The organism is Paenibacillus sp. CAU 1782 (genome assembly GCF_054551715.1).
The window spans coordinates 170699-190686 of the sequence record NZ_JBTOLL010000003.1; the positions used below are offsets into that span (position 1 = coordinate 170699).

14 protein-coding genes are annotated in these 19988 nt (G+C 50.1%); 13 read left to right on the top strand and 1 reads right to left on the bottom strand.

The window, feature by feature from the left end:
- Window positions 1-41 precede the first annotated feature (41 nt).
- The 9 genes from ACX93W_RS11470 (at window position 42) to ACX93W_RS11510 (ending at window position 13771) form a co-directional block, all read left to right on the top strand.
- The gene (locus ACX93W_RS11470) at window positions 42-3026 is read left to right on the top strand and encodes a family 16 glycoside hydrolase (protein WP_459392509.1); all 2985 of its coding nucleotides are present in this window, start codon (window positions 42-44) and stop codon (window positions 3024-3026) included.
- Between the two features lie 303 nt (window positions 3027-3329).
- The gene (locus ACX93W_RS11475) at window positions 3330-5102 is read left to right on the top strand and encodes a cache domain-containing sensor histidine kinase (protein ID WP_459392510.1); all 1773 of its coding nucleotides are present in this window, start codon (window positions 3330-3332) and stop codon (window positions 5100-5102) included.
- A complete protein-coding gene (locus tag ACX93W_RS11480) occupies window positions 5089-6714 on the top strand; it encodes a helix-turn-helix domain-containing protein (protein WP_459392511.1) in 1626 nt (541 codons plus the stop codon). The genes ACX93W_RS11475 and ACX93W_RS11480 overlap by 14 nt, the downstream gene beginning before the upstream one ends.
- 127 nt (window positions 6715-6841) lie before the next feature.
- Window positions 6842-8251 carry an ABC transporter substrate-binding protein gene (locus ACX93W_RS11485; RefSeq protein WP_459392512.1) on the top strand — a complete coding sequence of 470 codons (1410 nt, stop codon included), beginning with the start codon at window positions 6842-6844 and terminating at the stop codon, window positions 8249-8251.
- 69 nt (window positions 8252-8320) lie between these two features.
- On the top strand, window positions 8321-9220 hold the full coding sequence (locus tag ACX93W_RS11490) for a carbohydrate ABC transporter permease (RefSeq protein WP_459392513.1): 900 nt from the start codon (window positions 8321-8323) through the stop codon (window positions 9218-9220).
- Window positions 9221-9311: 91 nt separating this feature from the next.
- Complete coding sequence (locus tag ACX93W_RS11495; RefSeq protein WP_459392514.1) at window positions 9312-10217, top strand: carbohydrate ABC transporter permease; 906 nt, start codon at window positions 9312-9314, stop codon at window positions 10215-10217.
- 32 nt (window positions 10218-10249) lie between these two features.
- The gene (locus ACX93W_RS11500) at window positions 10250-11272 is read left to right on the top strand and encodes a glycoside hydrolase family 130 protein (RefSeq protein WP_459392515.1); all 1023 of its coding nucleotides are present in this window, start codon (window positions 10250-10252) and stop codon (window positions 11270-11272) included.
- 44 nt (window positions 11273-11316) lie between these two features.
- Window positions 11317-12675 (top strand): FAD-dependent oxidoreductase, encoded by a 1359-nt coding sequence (locus ACX93W_RS11505; protein ID WP_459392516.1) that lies wholly within the window; start codon window positions 11317-11319, stop codon window positions 12673-12675.
- A gap of 265 nt (window positions 12676-12940) precedes the next feature.
- A complete protein-coding gene (locus ACX93W_RS11510; protein WP_459392517.1) occupies window positions 12941-13771 on the top strand; it encodes a helix-turn-helix domain-containing protein in 831 nt (276 codons plus the stop codon).
- 237 nt (window positions 13772-14008) lie between these two features.
- On the opposite strand, the gene ACX93W_RS11515 is transcribed toward ACX93W_RS11510, so the two are convergent.
- Window positions 14009-15505, bottom strand: a complete 1497-nt coding sequence (locus ACX93W_RS11515; RefSeq protein ID WP_459392518.1) for an FAD-dependent oxidoreductase — start codon at window positions 15503-15505, stop codon at window positions 14009-14011.
- A gap of 224 nt (window positions 15506-15729) precedes the next feature.
- Here ACX93W_RS11515 and ACX93W_RS11520 point away from each other — a divergent pair, with 224 nt between their 5' ends.
- From ACX93W_RS11520 to ACX93W_RS11535, 4 genes are all read left to right on the top strand, one after another.
- Window positions 15730-16956, top strand: a complete 1227-nt coding sequence (locus tag ACX93W_RS11520) for a glycoside hydrolase family 130 protein (protein WP_459392519.1) — start codon at window positions 15730-15732, stop codon at window positions 16954-16956.
- 208 nt (window positions 16957-17164) lie between these two features.
- Window positions 17165-18145: an aldo/keto reductase gene (locus tag ACX93W_RS11525; RefSeq protein ID WP_459392520.1), complete on the top strand. Its 981-nt coding sequence runs from the start codon at window positions 17165-17167 to the stop codon at window positions 18143-18145.
- A 55-nt stretch (window positions 18146-18200) separates the two neighbouring features.
- A complete protein-coding gene (locus ACX93W_RS11530) occupies window positions 18201-18596 on the top strand; it encodes a MerR family transcriptional regulator (RefSeq protein WP_459392521.1) in 396 nt (131 codons plus the stop codon).
- 478 nt (window positions 18597-19074) lie between these two features.
- Window positions 19075-19905: a response regulator gene (locus ACX93W_RS11535; RefSeq protein WP_459392522.1), complete on the top strand. Its 831-nt coding sequence runs from the start codon at window positions 19075-19077 to the stop codon at window positions 19903-19905.
- The last annotated feature ends 83 nt before the right edge of the window (window positions 19906-19988 follow it).

Consider the following 19988-nt stretch of genomic DNA (forward strand, 5'->3'; position numbering starts at 1 on the left):
AACCATCGGTGGGCAGAGACAAATCAAAGGAGGAACTTATCATGACAAAAAAAGCGATCGGTTTGTTCGTTATGTTTGTTTTCATGATTGTAGGAGCCTTGCCGCTATCCGCTGATGCCAACGGGAGTGCCACGATTCAAAATTACCCGATGCCATCCATCTATACCGCATCAAGCGTATATTCATTAAAAGCGGACAATCAATCGGTGCCCGTCGTAAGCTATCTGCCCGACTATGATTATGCGCAATTTTCTTTCGACGGCAAGGTAAGCATCGAAGTGACCTTCAATGCGCCGATTACAGCCTATTCCATCAGTCCATTGGCCAAAAGCATCGAGGGTACGGTTAACGGAAACAAGCTCACCTTTTCGCTGGCTTCCTCGACCTACGTCATTGTGGAAATCAATGGCTTGCGGAAGCGGCTAGTCATCGCGGCGGATCCTTTAGAGACCAATATTCCCCCATCCTCGGGCGCCGGTATTTATAATGTGACCCATGCGCCATACAACGCCGATCGTACAGGGGCAACAATGGCATCGGGCGCGATTCAGGCGGCTATCGATGCCGCCAATCAAGCTGGCGGCGGCGTTGTATTTGTTCCGGCTGGCGTCTACAAAAGCGGGAATTTGACGCTAAAAAGCAACGTAACCTTCTACCTTGCCGGAGGAGCCGTTATTGTTGGCACGGGCAGAGGCGAGGACTACACCAATGATTTTCGCAAAACTTCTCGAAATGCCGATGGAACCTATTTTATTCGGACTGCCGTCAATTCCAACAATATTACGATTCGCGGCAGGGGAACCATTGACGGTAAGGGCATAGAGATGCGGGAGCGGAGGATGCCGGCGCCGAATAAAAACGAAGGATTCCTCAACAATCTGCTGGTTCCGATCGCAACCTCCAATTTTACGTTCGACGGCTTAACGTTGCGGGATGCCGGCTTCTGGGCGTTTATGGTCGTTCGTTCCGACAATGTGACCATTAAAAACCTCAAGGGCTTTCAGGACTTATACAAAATCGAAAACGACGTGATCGATATAAACGAGAGTCAAAACGTGCTCGTCCAGCATTCGATCGCCATTTCGGATGATGACACGTACTCGACCAAAACCTGGCTGCAGACGGGAATGTCCAGCGGATGGCCGGGCGCGCTTGAGCAATTGGAGAATGTCGTATTCGATGATGCTTTTGCATGGACGCGATGCGTGGCGTTCAAGATTGGCCAAGGAGTGGCCCAGGGTCAAATCGGGGTTACCGTCCGTAATTCATATGTGTATCAGAGTGCCCGAGCATTGCTGATTGATCATGGCTACACGCTGAACACTCTTCCGAAGGAAGGCTTTGCTCAAGATATTACGTTCGAGAATATCGATATCGAGCGCGTAGGCATTAATCAATTCGGGAACTATTGGCTTGGGATTTCGACCAGCACATCCGGCGACGTAAGCAACGTAATCTTAAAAAACATCAATATACGCGAATTGGGATCGCAGAACTCCAGAATTTCCGGAAATGTGACCAGAGGCGGCAAAGTCAATGATGTCATGTTTTCGGATGTGTATGTGAAGGGCCAGCTTGCGACAAGTTTAAGCGACATGAAAATCACGGTCGCCAATAGCAATGTAAACGGCATTCACTTCGCTAACTCCAAGCCGCCGTTGTTCAGCGAAAATTTTGAAAACGGCAATACGGCGGGGTGGACATCCGTAACAGGCAACTGGACGGTTCCGACGGTCGGCACGAATAACGTGTTGTCCAGCGGCAGTCAGACCAACACCTCTTTAATAACCGCCAATGCCGGCAACGCATGGACGGATTATGCGTACGAAGCTCAAATGAGAATGCCCTACACCAATGCCAATGCGGGTTTAGTTTTCCGGGCTCAAGACGGAACAAATTATTACATGTATCGAATCAATGCTTCGAATCAGCAGCTCGAGTTGTATAAATCGGTTAATGGAGTCATGACGCTTCTGGCCAGCAATTCGTTCCCGGCACTGGAGAAGCAGCGGTATAAGGTTAAGGTGGTTGTAGAAGGAAACACGATTAAGGGTTATGTGGATGGACAATTGTTAACGCAATGGAGTAACCCCATATCGGAATTGACTACGGGCGGAATTGGATTCCGGACCACGTCGGCTGGCGTTCATTTTGACGATGCCACGGTTTCTCTCCTTAATCATGACCCTGTCAATATTGGCCTTTCGAATAATAACGTAGTTGAAAATACAACGGCTGGCGGCATGGTGGGACATTTCGCTACCACCGACCCCGATGCGGGAGAAACCTTTACCTACAAGCTGATAGCAGGAACTGAAGGGGAGGATAACGGCAGCTTTACCATTTCGGATAATAGTCTGTATCTTGTGGTTACGCCCGATTACGAAGCGAAGAACAGCTATAGGATCAAGGTAAGGAGCATCGATTCAGGCGGACTTTACTTTGATCGGAGTTTTACGATTTATATTACGGATGTGAGCGAGCCGATCGGCCATTCAGGCCATACGGTTACGGTATTCAGCGACAACTTCGAAGCGGGCAATTTAGCAGGCTGGACGTCGGCCTCCGGTTCTTGGAGCGTGGTAACGGACGATAGCAAGGTGTTGAGACAGGCCGCTACGGCGACAGCTCTGATTACAGCCGGCGATACATGGAGCGATTATACGTTTCAGTCCGTTGTGAAAATGCCAATACTCAATGCCAATGTTGGCCTCGTATTCCGGGTACAGGATGCAAGCAATTATTACATGTACCGGATCAATTCAACGAATCAGGCATTAGAGCTCTACAAATCCGTGAACGGAGTCTTCACGCTTTTATCCGGCACGCCATTTGCGGCCCAAGCGAACCAATGGTACGAGCTTAAAGCTTACGTTAAAGACAATACGATAAAAGCCTATTTGAATGGCAATTTAAAAATAGAGTGGACCAATCCCCTAACGGAATTGACGTCAGGGAAGATCGGCTTTAGGAGTACATCCGCGAATGTCTCTTTTGATAACGCTTTAGTTCGTTCATCCCCTTAGCCTTTGGGGTGATCATATCAGGAGGGGTTGTTCGAAAAGTCTGCTGCGGTGAATAATGATTCAGCAAAATTCGGTCCCTCCCGGGAAAGGGTGTCTCGGAAGCTTCAAACATTTTTGTCCGCTTTATTTTGATCCTATTTTAATGGAAAAAAGCGGACAAAATAACCGCCCTCAAGGCACCCTTTCCCGTCCAGTACCCTCTGCTGAGTATTTATTCATTCCATTTGACTTTTCGGACAGCCCCTTCGTTTTTCATTGTCGTAGCGGAGGTTGGATGACATAATCATAGGAAAGAGGATTTTAATGGAAGGTGTGACTACTTTGGATTACCTCCGCAGGCTATCCATTCGCAACAAGCTCAAAATGGCCTTTCTAGCCGTCATTGTGATCTCTGTCCTGATGACCGGAGGGCTGTCCTATTATATCTCGGCCGCCACCATGGAGAAAAACGCGCTAAAGCTGACGCAGGATACGGTAGCAAGGTCCGCGCAGATTGTCGATGAGAAGCTGAATAAACTGATGTTGATTATGATGACGTTTATGATCAGCAGGCCATTTTACGAGATGCTGAAGGATGTCGTTTCCGGAGACGACAGCAGGTATTACAAGCATCTAACCGATCTTGATAACGTTTTCTCGCAGGCACGGGTCGCCGAACCGCTGATCCATTCCATCTATTTGTCTACGCCGATCGGCGAATTTTATCCTTCGTCCATGAACCGCAATCGGCTTAACGCCTTTCAAGATACATTTCTGTATGATCGTATCGGGCAGGAGAAGAAAAATCTGTGGGTGGAAGGGCATGAGGATATGCTGTTCACCGGCAAGGACCGGGTCGTCTCGCTCATTCTGGAGCCGATCTTCGACACGCCTGTCAGCGGTGTTTACATTGTGGTGAATATCCGGGAGGAAGGTTTTCGGAAGCTGGTACAAGGAGATACGGGCAGCGGCGCGTCGAGCTTCCTGCTCAATGATGAAGGAGACACGGTTTACCCGGCGACTGAACCGTTGGTCCGCCAGGCGGTGGAAGCGGGAAATCTGAAGGGCATGATGGATGCCTCGGAGGGCAGCCAATCCTTTGAACTGAACGGCGAAACCTATTTGCTCAATTATGCCGGCATCGGCATTGCGGATTGGACGATGACGACCATTCAGTCTCGGGCCGTCGTTCTCAAGGATCTGGAGAAAGTCAAATGGTTGATCGCGGCGGTTGCTCTGGCTGCATTTATTGTAACCTTGCTAATTTCGAATGCGTTTTCACGATATTTGCTTAAGCCGCTGCAAGGGTTGCTGAAGGTGATGAAGCGGGTCGAAAACAACGATTTGACCGCCCGTTTCGAGAGCAGCAGCGGAGACGAGCTGGGACAGGTAGGCCATCGATTCAATCGAATGCTGGAGCAGATCGTGGTGCTGATTCATGAGGTTACGGAGGCACAGACGCATAAGCGGTCAGCGGAGATTAAAGCATTGTCGGCCCAAATGGACCCCCATTTTCTATATAACACATTGAATACGATCTACTGGAAGCTGAAGCTGAAGCAGATCGAACCGTCGCAGCAAATGGTCATGTCCCTCTCCCGCTTATTCCAGCTCGGCCTGAACAACGGGAAGGAGATTACGACATTATCGAAAGAATTGGAGCATGTACATCAATACCTGGAGCTGCAGTTAAATTGCTATGAAGGTTTATTTACATATGAAATCCATGTGCGGCAACCTGAGCTGCTCGCGCTTTCGATTCCCCGCATTCTATTGCAGCCGCTGACGGAGAACAGCATTTTGCACGGGTTTCGCGATCTAAAGAGCGGCGGGCGCATCGAGATTGAAATCGGGGAAGATGGAGAGCGTTGGACGATCATTGTACGCGATAACGGCAAAGGCATGGAAGAAGAGTTGGTACGCGCCCTTTTCTGGATGGAATCGTCGAAAGGGTATGCCGTATTCAATCTGATTCAGCGGCTTCAGCTCTATTATGGGGATGAGGCCGCCCTTGAAGTGAATAGCGAGCCGGAGCAAGGGACGGAAGTACGGATTTCATTGCCCAGGAGAGGGGAGAAGTCGGGTGAGTCATACTGAACCCATCTCTTTATGCATTATTGATGATATTAAGAGCGTGGTTGACGGATTAACCGCGATGAATTGGGAGGAACAAGGAATTGTGGTCGCCGGAGTGTCCAGCAATGGGGATGAAGGGCTTCAGTTGATCAGCAGCTTGCGGCCGGATCTCGTCATTACGGATATACGGATGCCGATTATGGACGGGCTGAGCATGCTGCGTTTGGTTCTTGAAGAGAACCGCAATTGCAAATTCATTCTGATCAGCGGGTATGCCGACTTTGATTATGCGCAGCAGGCGGTGCAGCTCGGGGCGTTTGATTTCGTGGTGAAGCCTTTTTCAGAAGAGGATATTATGTCCGCGGTGCTGCGAGCCAAAGACGAGATTATGGAAGAGAGATCACAATTGCTAAGTCTGAGGGAAATGGAAATCAAGCTTAGCGAAAGCATGCCGGTGCTCCGGCAGGAATATTTTACGCTTCTCTTAAACCATCGCATCTCATGGGAAGAAGCTTCGGAGCGCTGGGAGTTTTTGAATATCAAGCTGGAGCCGCGTGGCTTCGTGGTCATGCTGATCGAAATGGACAATGTTCGGGAGGGGGCTGCGGAGCTATCTATTCGGGAGATGGAGCTGATCCGGTTCTCGTTGCTCAATATTTTGCAGGAGACGCTTGCCGAACATACGCGAAGCGTTGTTTTCCGTTCCCGCCTTGACCAGTACATGGCCGTGCTTAACGACACTAGCATATCTAGTTCAATTGAAATAGCCGAGAAGATTTGCCGAAATATCGAACGGTATACCAAGTTTACGATTTCCGTCGGAGTTGGCAGCAGAGTATCGGAAATTAGCGAGCTGCCGGATTCCTACCGGCAAGCTCAGCAAGCGCTTTCCCACCATCTGTTTACCGAAGGCAATACAGCGATCCTGTATGACGATATACACCAGAGCGGAAGCCAGGAGCCGCTGGCGCTTGAATATAAGGACGAGCTGCTGCTTGCCCTTCGTTCCGGGAATGCGGGAAGGGCGGCTGCTATTTTGTCCACCATTGCGGAATCGCTCCAGAAGCTGGTTTCTCGGCAAAATCCGAATTATCTCCTCAGCCTGTACGACGAGCTGGCTGCTTCCGCGATCCGTACTTTTTATGAAATGGTTCCGTATTCCCACATACAGCCGCTGATTCAAAGCTTTAGGGCGGCACAAGGGACCACGGGGCTTTCTCTTGCGTCACTGCAGCGCCAGCTGCTGGTCTTGTGTACGGAGGGAGCCACACTCGTTTACCAGAACAGCTTGTCCGGCGGCCAGAAGGTGATTTATAAAGCGATCGAATATATGAAAAGCCGCATGTCAGAGGACATTGCAGTTGGCGAATGCGCCGCCCATGTCCATCTTAGCCCCAGTTATTTTGCCAGCTTGTTCAAGCAGGTGACCGGTATGACGGTCACGCAGTATATGACCGCGGAACGTATTCAGAAGGCGAAGCTGCTGCTCGTGGAGGGGGCTCAGGTGCAGGAGGTGGCATCGGCCGTAGGCTATGAGGAACGCAGATATTTCAGCGATGTGTTCAAGAAGATGACCGGACAGACGCCTTCGGAATTCCGGGCGGGCTATCATGCGGATCGGGTGGATACATAAGAAATTTACCGCGCAGACCATGGAATTCTATCCCTCAAGAGTGAATTTGACGCACTCCTTTTCGAGGAATGAGGACCTATAATGAAAAAGAGCTTACAACTCGAATGTGGTTAAAGGGGGAGAATGTATGCAGAAAAAATGGTTAGGTCTCGGCATGAGCGTCATTCTGGCTATCGTAATAGCGGGCTGCAGCGGAAATGATGGCAACGGAAACGGTAATGGCGGCGCGACTAATGCCAGTACCGAAGGAAGCAAGGCGACGCCGACAGCAGAGGCGAGCAAACCTCCCGTACAGCTGAATTACTGGACGGACGACCGGCACGATCAGGAGTACATTAATGAAATGATCAACACGTTTAACGAAACGAATGAAGACAACATTAAGGTGGAATTGACCGTTTTGTCCGAGAACTACGCGCAAAGCGTGGACATTGCGTTCTCCAGCAATCAGGCTCCGGATGTGCTGCGTCTGAAGAGCGGAAATACATCCGGCTTTGTCAAAAAAGGTTATCTGGAGCCGATTGACGGGTTCCTTACCGATGACATAAAAACAAAGTTCGAAAAGCTTATGCTCGACGGCGTCAACCGATTCGACGGCAACGTGTACAGCTTGGCCAATAACGGCAATACATTGCGACTGGTTTATAACAAGGATCTTTTTGCCAAAGCGGGCATCGAGAATCCTCCGGCATCCATGCAGGAGATGGTCGACGCCGCCAAGAAAATTACCGAAGCCGGCAAAAGCGAGGGCATTTATGGCTTTGCTCTGAACTTCAAAAGCCCTAAATCCGCTTTTGACCGTTCCATTCGGGAGATTCTTTCCTTAAGCGGTCATCAAGGACTAGGCTTTGATTTAAAAACAGGGCAATTCGATTTCGAGCCTTACTCGCAGGTTATACAATACTTTAAACAAATGCATGCTGACGGAAGCATTCTTCCTGGCGCGGAATCGCTCGACATCGATCCGCTGCGCGCCCAATTCGCGGCAGGCAAAATCGGCATGTATCTTTCCTTCTCGACGGAGCCGGGCGTATACAAGGATCAATTCCCTACTGAAATCAACTGGGCCGGCGCTTTGGCTCCAACGCTGGACGGCGAGATCAGGGGAACATCCGAGATCGTATCCGCCGGAACATGGCTTGGCATCAGCGCTCAATCGGCCAATAAGGAAGCGGCTTGGACATTCATGGAGTACATGTACGGAGACGAGATTCTGAAAAGCTATCATGAAAACGGTTTCGGGATTGCCGTAGTGCCAAGCATCGTGCAGCAGGCCAAAAACCCGGATATTAACGGGATGGAAGGGTTCCTGGTCGGCAAGCATGACTCCATCTGGCCAGTATCGCCAAACGTTACTCCGGAGGGAGCCGGTTATGCCGACGCTTTCTTCAAATATATGCTCGCCGGTGGAGATCTGCAGGCCATTACGGCCGATTTGAACACCAGATACAATGATGCATTGTCCAAAGCAGTGGAGAAAGGCGAAGTCGCCGTGACGCCGAACCCTGCCTTTGATCCAGCCAAACCGCAGGGGTAAATACAGGCAAGAAGGGCTGCCGCACAATTTTGGCGGACGCCCTTTTTCTCTCTAAAAGGAGGAACAATCATGAGCTTTAACAAGAAACGGCTCGGCGAAAACACTCTTTTTTTATCCCCGAGCATTATTCTGACGGCGGTGCTTGGCATCTACCCCTTGATCTGGATGCTGCGCTATATGTTCTATGACTATGCCGGATACGGCGAACCGCTATTTATAGGCCTGGAAAATTTCCGGCGAGTGATGCGCGACGATCTCTTCTGGGAATCGGTCGGGAATACCTTTATCTATGCCGGCGGCAAACTGGTGCTGACGCTGCCGTTGTCGCTGCTGCTTGCGGTTATCCTGAACGGAAAGCTGCGCGGCGGCAATTTGCTTCGAGGCATTTATTTTATGCCGACGGTCATCAGTACCGCGGTTATATCCGTTGTGTTCTATACCATCTTCAATTCTTATAACGGAATGGTTAATACCGCTTTAATGAAGCTGAATCTGGTCTCGCAGCCGGTCGACTGGCTTGGGCCCAAACTGGCGATGTTAACGGTCATTCTAGTGGCGGTATGGGGCGCGGTCGGCAACTATATGCTGTTGTTTCTGGCCGGTCTGCAGAGTATCCCGCAGGATTTGTACGAAAGCGCGGCCATTGACGGCGCGAACGCGGGGAAAAAATTCTGGTACATTACGCTGCCGATGCTGGCTCCGGTTGCCCAGCTAGTCATTATGCTTGCGATTATCGTATCCCTGAAAGGTTATGAGAGCATCATGCTCATCACGGAGGGCGGACCGATTGGAAAAACCGAGGTCATGTACCTCTATCTGTATAAATTGCTGTTCCCGGTATCCACGGGTTCGCCAGTCGAGCAGCAGCTTGGATATGGCAGCGCCGTAGGCTTTGTTACGGCTCTTATTGTTGGCGCGATTACCGGCTTATACTTCTTTTTAAGCCGCAAAATGAACAAAATCTATTAAACACGCAATTTTGCCAAGGCACTTACTTATTGCACACAACGCCGCAGAACGTTTTGTATAAACGGCTGCAGGTTTGCAGGAGGATACGCAAATGAACGAACAGGTGTTATCCCAAAAACTGGACAGGAATGGCGGCAATTCCGCCGGCGGGCCGCATGCCGGCCGCTTGGGCAGAATACTGAGCCGCACGGCTATGTGGTTGTTCCTGTTAACAACGGCCGCGCTTACCTTATTCCCGCTGCTAATGACCCTATCCGGCTCGCTCAAGACGGGAGCCGAAATGATGACGGGCGGCAGCCTGCTGCCGGCCAAGATGCAATTCGCCAACTACGCCGAAGCTTGGAGGCAAGCCAATTTTGCCCGCTATACCTGGAACAGCGCTTTCGTCAGCATTGCCGTTACGGTTGGAACTCTGCTGGTAGCCTCGATGGCGGCTTATGTCGTTGACCGACGCCAATTTCCCGGAAGGTCGCTCTATGTGACGACTCAGGCATCCATGATGTTTATATCCGTAGGGGCCATCGTATTGCGCCCGCAATTTGATTTGATGGTCGTACTGAACCTGAATACCACGTTGTGGGGGGTTATCCTCATTCTGGTTAGTGCCCATTCCAGCACGTTTTTCCTACTGCTAGGTTTCTTTAAGGCGATACCTCGCGAGCTTGATGAAGCGGCCATGGTGGACGGATCGGGCTTTGTAAGGACCTTCTTCCGCATTGTTCTGCCGCTCTTGACGCCGGGACTCGGCGTAGCCGGCTTGTTTGTATTCCGTCATGCCTGGAACGAATACATTCTGCCGTTGGTGTTCACGATGACGAATCCGCAGCTGCAGACGCTTACCGTCGGACTTGCGAATCTCCGGTACGGTTCCTCCGCGGCCATGCAAATTCACTTAATGATGGCTGGCGCGTGCCTGTCCATCCTGCCGATGCTGCTGGCTTATATTTTGGCGAATAAATCGTTTATTCAGGTCACGTCGGGTTCGGTCAAAGGTTGATTTCCATTCGATTAACAAGGAGAAACAAACATATGAGCGATTTTACAGTAGGATCTCTGTTTTCTAGTCCGATTGTTACCCGGCATCCCGGAAATCCGATCCTGTCTCCAGGGGATGTGCCATACGGACCGGCAATGGTATTTAATGCGGGCGTGACCAAGTTCAAAGGCAAATACGTGATGGTTTTTCGCAATGATTACGGCGATGAGAGTAAGGAAAGCGTTGCCCCGCATCATACGACCAATTTGGGGCTTGCCTTCAGCGATGACGGCATAAAGTGGGATGTGCGCCCCATGCCTTGCTGGTCCTGGCACGATGAGGAGGTCATCCGCGTGTATGATCCGCGTCTGACGGCAATCGGCGATCGATGTTACATGTGCTTTGCGGTGGATACCAAGCATGGCCTGCGAGGCGGCATCGCCGTAACCGAGGATTTCAGCACCTTTGAAGTGCTTAGTCTGTCGCTGCCGGACAACCGCAATATGGTATTGTTCCCGGAGCTGATCGGGGGCAAGTATGTCCGTTTGGAGCGTCCGATGCCTATCTATAGCCGAGGGGGCATAGACCGCTTCGATATGTGGATGAGCGACTCGCCGGACCTCAGATACTGGGGAAACTCCAAGCTGTTGCTTGCGGTTGAAGATGTCGCCTACGCCAACGACAAGGTAGGCCCGGGCGCTCCGCCCGTCAAAACGGACAAAGGCTGGCTGACCTTGTTTCATGCCGTGGATATCGACCGCAATCGCGGAAAAAATGGCTGGGAGCCGAGTTGGAAGAAGCGGTATACCTCCGGCATTATGTTGCTGGATCTGGATGATCCTAGCGTGATCATCGGCAAGGCGGAAGCACCGTTGCTAGCGCCGGAAGCCGCATATGAGACGGATGGCGGCTTCCGCAATGATGTTATTTTTCCCGGCGGCATGATTCTGGAGGATTCCGGAGAAGTCAAAATTTACTACGGCGCCGCCGATACCGTTGAATGTTTGGCTACTGCCCATGTCGATGATTTGCTGAAGCTTTGTCTCGATGGAGCTAAAAATAACGCGTACCAATAAACCGTTAAGAAAGGCTATGCCTGTAAAGAATTGGAGTGGTTGCTATGAACAAACAGATTACGTTGCCGTCCGCCAGCATCCCGGTTTCGAGCGAGGTCGATGTGTTGGTCATCGGCGGGGGCGCTTCCGGAATCGCCGCGGCTATTGCCGCAGCAAAAGGAGGGGCGCGCACCATGCTGGTGGAGCAGAGGGGTTTCCTTGGCGGGATGGGCACGGTTGCGCTCGTACCGGCGTTTTGCCCCTTTACGGATAAACAGAAGCCGATTATCCGCGGTCTCGGCCTCGCGTTAATGGAACGGATGAAGCAGGCCTGCGATCCCGGTTTTCGCAAGGAATACGGGGAGATGCTGGATTGGGTGCCGATCGATCCCGAGGTGCTAAAGCGGGTCTATGACGACGCCATTCTGGAAAGCGGCGTTACGCCGCTATTTCATACCTTTGTTTGCGATGTGGTATTGTCCGGGGACCGTCGGACGGTAGAAGGCGTTATTATCGTCAACAAAACGGGACGTTCCTTCATCTCCTGCCGGTATATCATCGATTGCTCGGGTGATGGCGACATCGCGGCTCTGGCAGGAGTGCCATTCCAGAAGGGCGGGGAAGAGGGGGAGCTTCAGCCCGGCAGCATGTGTTATTTGCTTGCGAATGTGGATCGTCACAAGTTCAACCAGTTTTTGAAGGACAGCGGAGACACGGGCCAGCTTCACATGACGGTTGAGAGAGCAATCGAAGACGGCGCACTGCCGGAAGGGCGCAAGTCGATCTCTGGCCTTGCTTGGGTCAGCGATTATTTGGTTGGCGTTAATTTTGGCCATGTTTTTGGCGTTGACGGCACCCTTGCGGAGGACCTGACAAGGGGGGCCATTGAAGGACGGCGCACGGCGGAACGCCAACTGCAGTTCTTCCGCCGTTATGTGCCGGGCTTCCAGCATGCGCATATGGTGGCAAGCGGAGAACAGCTTGGCATCCGCGAGACTCGGCGCATCGAAGGAGATTATATCCTTACAGTTGATGATTTCCTTGCTGCGCGCTCCTTTCCGGACGATATTGCCCGCAACGCGTATTACATTGATATTCATCTCGCCAATAGCAAGAGCGAGATGACCTTCAATCACTTGCCTCCCGGTGTTTCGCACGGCGTGCCGTACCGAATCATGCTTCCGGTCGGCATCGACAATCTGTGGGTTGCGGGTCGCTGCGTGTCCTCGGACCGGGCGGTGCAGGGCTCCTTGCGGGTGATGCCGAATTGCTTCTCGATGGGGCAAGCTGCCGGAACGGCAGCTGCATTGGCGCTGCGTGACGGCGCAGGCTCGCGCGGCATTTCAGTAGCCGAGCTTCAACGGCGGCTGCTGGAGCAAGGTGTCTGGTTGGGAGAAAATGGGGTGCCGGCTGATAAGCTGTAAGACGGTAAGAAGGTAAGAAAGTAAGAAAGTAAGAAAGTAAGAAAGTAAGGCGGGAATGCCCCGTGGATCAACGCTTAAGAGATAGCGGCAAGGAGTTGAAAAGATGGCGGTATAGGGAAGTTGGCCCTGTGCCGCCATTTTTAATCATATCCCGTCTCATTTCAAATATGTGAAGCGCTTTTAGAACTCTCTTTCGCATGTCATTCCCTTTGAAGAAAATATATAATCGGAGCACAACGGTTATCTCCGGGAGGAACGCCTTAACATGACGAGTTCGGTCCAACATGATTCATCCGTTATTTATGCGAATTACTTCACGCACACGAAGCCGCACTCCGTGAAATATAGGAATGGGCTGAACTTTTACCTCTTTCGGCTTCAGGCAGAAGGAACGTGCCGGGCGCTTGTGGATGGAAAGTACGAGACGATTATCCCTGGCGACTTGCTTATCTATTCTCCCGATCAGCCGTATGAACTGGATGTGCAGCCAAGAAGCTCGCCGGCATCGGGTGCGATTCAACCCGTCAGGGATTATTTTATGACCGGCAAGGGGGCATGGTTGGATTCGTGGTGGGGTAACAAAAGCTTGCCAACGAAAACGAACATTGGCTTTGACGATACGGTGATCACCTTATGGAAGCATTTGATCAGCGAAAAGAAAAAGGTGATGCAGAATCAAGAAGAGATCATGGATTATCTTCTACGAACGTTATGTTTGACCTTGGAGCAAGCCATCCAGATCAATCAGCGCACCAAGGGAACGGATACCGCATACAAACTTAAACAATTCATCGAGAATCATGCCCACGAACCGCTGAGCTTGGAGAAAATATCGAATTCCGTTGGCCTAAGCGTCTCTCGGTGCTCCTATCTGTTCAAAGACGCTTTTGGCCAATCGTTATTCGCCTACTGCATAGACGTTAGGCTGAATCTGGCCGAGCAGCAGGTGCTATACAGCGATCTCGCGCTGGAGCAGGTCGCCGACAAAACGGGCTTCCAGAGCTATGCGCATTTCTGTCGGGTATTCCGGGAGCGCTATGGATATCCCCCGGGAGAATACCGGCGCAAATTCGGGTTCCGGTTCAATCATGATTGATGCTATATAAGTTGAATAAAAGATTTTCAGCGGTGTAGGCCGACGTGTGAAAAGTTCTTCCGATCGCTGTTGTTCCCAGATTTCTCTGAATATATAGAGGCTAATGGTGAAATCCGGGAACAAAGGCGAGCGCTTAAAACGTTCTGAAAGAACGTTACTTCGTAAGCATAAGCTTTTCTCCAGAACCATTCACACTCTGGCCATTAGCTGCTTTTCTTATGTTCAACTTATATAGGATTAGACGTCACCGTACAAAACCTGATGATCCTGCAGGAGCACGGCATGCAGTTGCTCGACCTTTACATGTTGGACGATGCCGTCCCCATCAAGCGCCAGCGCGGCCGCGGTCGCGGCGGATTGACCCAGGATCATGAATACGGGCTCCATTCGGATCGAGCCGTAAGCTGCATGGGTAGCGGATACGCATACCGGCACAAGCAGATTGGTGCACTCCGATTGTTTTGGCACAATGGCTCTGTAGCTTATGGGATAAGGGGCTTTTAATCTCACATAAAAACCACCCTCCGTGCTAACATGGCCGTCTTCATTAACATAGTATTGGGTGTGGTGCGAATCGATGGCGAAGGAGCCCATGCCAATGGAATCCGGTACCGGGTTTTCCAGTCTGACATCATGCTCCGTCACGACATAGTCCCCGATCATCCTGCGGGATTCTCTGATGTACAATTGGGGAGTCCAATGGCCGTTTTCGATAAATTCATCGCGCGGCAAGCCCCACGGCTTGTAAACCGCGCGAATCTCCTCCGGCACACGGTGATGATTCTGGATCGTCCAGACATAACCTTGCTGATAGATACGATGGGCATCCCATAATCGCTCCCGAGTACGATAATCCGCTTCCGCATAGTTATGGTTCATTCCGTTATAATCCGTGGAAATGCCGCTGTTGTTATTGGAATCCGTCTTATCGGAGGTAACCAAGTTCAATTTGAAAAACTTCGTGATTTGCCCTTGCTCGATGGCCCGAAACAATATTTCATAATCGGCTTCGTTATATCCCTCGGGCTTTTCAATCTCAATGCGGTTGTCCGGATTGTTTGTCAAGCACATGCGAAAGTTATAAGCTTGAAGCTTGGTATCCCCATCGCCGAAGGCGCCGCCGGGGTGTGGATTGACGCGTTGAATCAAGCCGCTCGAGGCATCCCCTTTTACGATATAGGGATCGATTCCGCCGGGCAGCTCGTTGCCGGGACGAATCCCGTTTAATGTCTCTCCGTATTGCGCATTCGACTCCCGGCCGACAAAATAAGATACGCCGGCATGGCCCATCAGATCGCCTTCATAAGAAGCATCGATAAACATCTTGCCTCTATAAACATTTCCGGATTCCATGACAATGGAGGTGATGGTTGAGCCTTGTTTTTTCACCCCGTCCTTTAAAACAAGCCTCTCCCCGTAGATGACCTCGATGTCGTGTTCCGTCACCAAGTCATGTAAAACCTCCAACGCCACTTTGGGTTCGAAAAGCCAGCGAGCACCGTCTTCCGAATATTTGCGGGCCACCCGTTTATAGAATTCCAAGGACAAACCGCCGACTGCTTGCGCCATTCCCACATCTGTATCTCCTAGGCCGCCGCTGGTCAAGCCTCCAATACGTTGGCCTTGCTCAATCACTACCGTGCTTTTTCCCATTATCTTTGCTTGAACAGCCGCTGTAATAGCTGCAGCCGTCCCTCCGTAAATGACAATATCGTACTGTTTCTCCGGGTTCATTTTCATCCTCCTCAACTGCTTTTCTGCTTACAATAGCCATTATAAACCGCCCGCTGTAACGGCGAGAATGATGGATCTTCCTCTTTTAGTTGATGCATCTTACTGTTTTTAAGAAATGCCGATTTTATGGGAAAAGTGTTTTGAAAAAAAGGAATGACCATGATAAATTGATTGCGTAAAGACGGATTATTGTCATCCTTTATGGAAGAAAACAGGAGGGACTTATGAAGCCTACATTTCGCTATTTAAGCAAACCGGCTCTCGAGCCTGTGCCCGGCTGCAGCTGGGCGGACAAAATGGTGTTGAATCCAGCGATTATTAAGGATCCCGGCTCTAACGAAATTCATATGCTTTTTCGGGCAACGGGTCCATGGTCGGAAAAAAGAAGAGAAGGCTGTCACGACCCATATCCGATTTTTTTGGGTTACGCCAAAAGCAATGATGCGGGCGAAACGTGGGAGGCAGACTTTGCAAGGCCTGCGCTGGCACCTGCGCTCGGATATGAGGAACACGAGCTTTACGTCAAGGATATTTACGGAAATGAAGTGCGGAATTACGCGAATGGCTGCGTGGAAGACCCAAGAATTTTTTACATGGAGGATGAACTGTACGTAACGGTTGCATGCCGTCCGTTCCCTCCGGGTCCCTACTGGCTAAGCAGTCAAAATCCCCCTATACAAACGAGATTTCAATATGTTCCGGATTGGATATTCCAAGGGGATGATCGTGATCACTTTATCAAAACCGCTCGAGCTAATGATACGGTTACCGTTCTCTACAAGCTTAATTTGGATGAGCTGAAGCAAGGAGCTTACGAAAGCGCATTTCAGTACGTGGGTCCCCTTACGGAGGGATATGTCAGCGATAATCGCGATGTGTTCTTATTTCCGGAAAAGATGATGATTGGGGGCAAAAAGCAATATCTGATGTTGCATCGGCCGATGAATGTTCTTCCCTTCGAAGGAGGAGAAATGGCCGTTAAGCCTTCCATCTATTTGGCGGCCGCTGAATCAATAAGTGACTTTCCCTCGTCAAAAGCGACGCATAGGCTGCTTGCCCATCCGCTTTTTGATTGGGAGGAGAATCGGGTTGGGGCAAGCTGGCCGCCGCTAGCCCTGGGGAATAATGAATGGCTGGTATCGTATCACGCGAAAAAAAACGTGCAGTTTGGCTATACGCAATCCTTTATGATTATCCGAGAGCAAGAAGACGATTTCCCGGTTGTCATACACCGATGCTCCGAACGCCTGATGTACGCGGAACGGGATTGGGAAATGCCGGCGGATTACCCGACGCCGTGCCTGTTTACCACCGGGGGCATTGTGATGGGCGAGGATTTAATCATGTCCTATGGCGCCGCCGATCAAAAGGTTGGGATTTCCTGGGTCAACTTTGATGAATTATTGCGGTATGTTCGACAATTTGATGCAGTTGGAAGACGCTTCGAATAAATAATTAATGTTAGCGGGAGCAAGTCCATTGGGCTTGCTCTTTCCTGTGCTTGCATAGTGTTAACGCTTTTCAGCAGCAAATGTTGTTTGTTATATAGTGGAACATAAAAACTTGTTGATTGTATTTGCATGTATTGACTTGGAGTTAACTCCAGAGGATACACTCTTCTATGAAACCAATATTAATAACGAAGGAGCGTATGTATCAATGGAGTATGTGAAGCTTGGAAATACCGGTTTGGATGTATCCCGGATTTGCTTGGGATGTATGGGGTTCGGCGACGCCGCGCGCTGGACGCATCCCTGGGTTCAGAACGAAGAGCAGAGCCGCGAAGTGATCAAAAAAGCGCTCGAACTCGGAATTAATTTTTTTGATACGGCGAACGTTTATTCAGCCGGAACAAGCGAGGAATATCTCGGGCGCGCGCTTCGGGATATGGCCAACCGGGATGAAGTAGTCATCGCCACCAAGGTGTATTTCCGTATGCATGATGGTCCGAACGGGGCAGGGCTTTCCCGTAAAGCTATTCTGAACGAGATAGATAAAAGCCTGAAGCGGCTTGGAACCGATTATGTGGATTTGTATCAAATACACCGCTGGGATTACGATACGCCGATTGAGGAAACGATGGAGGCGCTCCACGATGTTGTGAAAGCAGGAAAAGCGCGATATATCGGCGCGTCCGCCATGTTTGCCTGGCAGTTTCTGAAGGCGCTCCATGTTGCCGAGACAAACGGATGGACGAGATTCGTATCCATGCAAAATCACTATAACCTCATCTACCGTGAGGAGGAGCGAGAGATGTTGCCGCTTTGCAAGGCGGAAGGAATCGGCGTCATTCCATATAGCCCGCTTGCAGGAGGAAGACTGACGCGTGATTCAAAGGAAACCACGAATCGTTCCGAGACGGACCAAGTGCAGAAGTGGAAATACGATAAGACGGCCGATGCCGATCGTTTGATCGTGGAGCGGCTTGCTGCCATCGCGGAAAAAAGGGGGGTTCCCCGCGTACAGGTGGCACTTGCCTGGTTGCTGCAGAAAGCACCGGTCACGGCTCCTATTGTCGGAGCAACAAAAATCTCCCATCTTGAGGGAGCCGTATCCGCTCTTTCACTGAAGCTGACGCCGGAAGAGATGAGTTCGCTGGAAGAGGCGTACGTTCCGCATCCGGTTGTTGGCGCGCAATAAACTGTTTCCCGCAGATAATGAAGAACTAGGTTTAATCCGAAAGAGAGGGACAGATATGGGAAATACTATTGCGGAGATCAGCGAACGGTTTGGCCTTTCGCAAGATACGCTTCGGTATTACGAGCGTATAGGACTCATTCCGCCTGTCAACAGGAGCAAAGGCGGCATCCGGGAGTATACAGAGGAAGACATCAAGTGGGTTGACTTCATCAAGTGCATGCGGCAAAGCGCGGGTCTGCCGGTTGAGGTGCTGATCGAATACGTGACTCTTTTTCGGCAAGGAGACGACACGCTGGAGACGCGGAAAGAACTTCTGGTTGACCAGCGCAGTCGGCTGGCTGAAAAAATACAAGATATGACGAACACTCTACTTCGTTTGGACGACAAAATTGAAAGATACGAGCACACCATCGGTAAGAAGGAAGTAGCGTTACGGATTCCGCCTGAATAATTCAGGTACCAACGGGTTGGGAAGAATGGCTCCCAGCCCGTGTTTTATGGTTAAGATAGGTTAGCGGTTATCATTAGATTGTTTGGAAAACAGTCGTCTAACCAAAATCTGGGTCAGCAATACGACAAAAAATACCGCAAAACTATCTCCCATTTTTATATAGAGCGACGTTATTTCTGCCGGATCAGAGGGTTTATCAATAAGATAGCCGATATAGATATAGTACGCAATGGCACATAAAGTGATGAAGTTAAGTATGCCGAGCACTATTTTTTTAAACATAAAAACACGCCTTTCCCATTCTTTTTATTCGCTATTACTACCAAAACCGTCAGAGGAGCAGTTTCTGGCGGTTTTTCTTCATGCTACTCTTATATTGTACTGAAAAAAATGGAAATCGTTTCGTTGACTCTGGACTTACCCAAGGGATTAGTATAGTAATTGTTCATGAACATCGTGTTTACACAGGGAGGGAAAAATGTACACAATAGGCGAGCTGTCGAAGGTAGTGAAAATATCAATTGATACTTTGCGTTACTATGACGAAATAGGATTATTGAAACCGCATCATATTGATCCGTCCAGCAGGTATCGGTATTATTCCAGCGAACAGGTGAACGAAATGATTTCGATCATGGAGTTGAAGCGTTACGGCTTTAGCCTGGATGCCATTAGAGAGTTATTGAAATGTAATGATCCCGATCGGCTTCGGGATATCTATCAGACCAAAGTCCAACAACTACTTGTTGAGCGCGGAGAATTAGAAATATGCATCGAGTTACTACAGAAGCAAATTCATAAATGGGATGAGGGAACGGCTATGGAAAAAAAGACGGTGCTTATTATTGATGATGTAGCATTTATGCGCCAGATCCTGGAAGAGATTTTGGAGAAGCATGGATTTAACGTGGTTGGAACCGCGCCCGATGGAGAGACTGGAGCAGACAGGTATGCCGATTTAAGGCCGGATCTTGTTATATTGGATATAGGTATGCCTGGAATAGACGGGATTGAGGTATTGAAACGAATTCGCCAATGCGAAGGCGAGTTTTCTACTACCCGCATAGTCATGTGCTCCGCCAAAGCTACGGCACCAATGATTCTGGAAAGCTTGAGAGAAGGTGCCGACGACTTTGTAGCCAAGCCTTTTCAAGCGGAGTCCTTAATAAATGCACTGAGCAGCATAAAAAAGAGGAAGAACGAACCGGCTGCATTCGCGGCCATTCTGGATCTGGAAGACAGCGGTGAAGAAACTCTATCTCAAGATTCCATCAATGATTTGCTGAGTCGCTGTGCGATGGAAAGTTAAAGTGAGGATTCAACTTTCCATAAGGTATAGAATCGCAGATCACTCTCCATATGGTATGCTACAACTAATAATGACACGTTAGA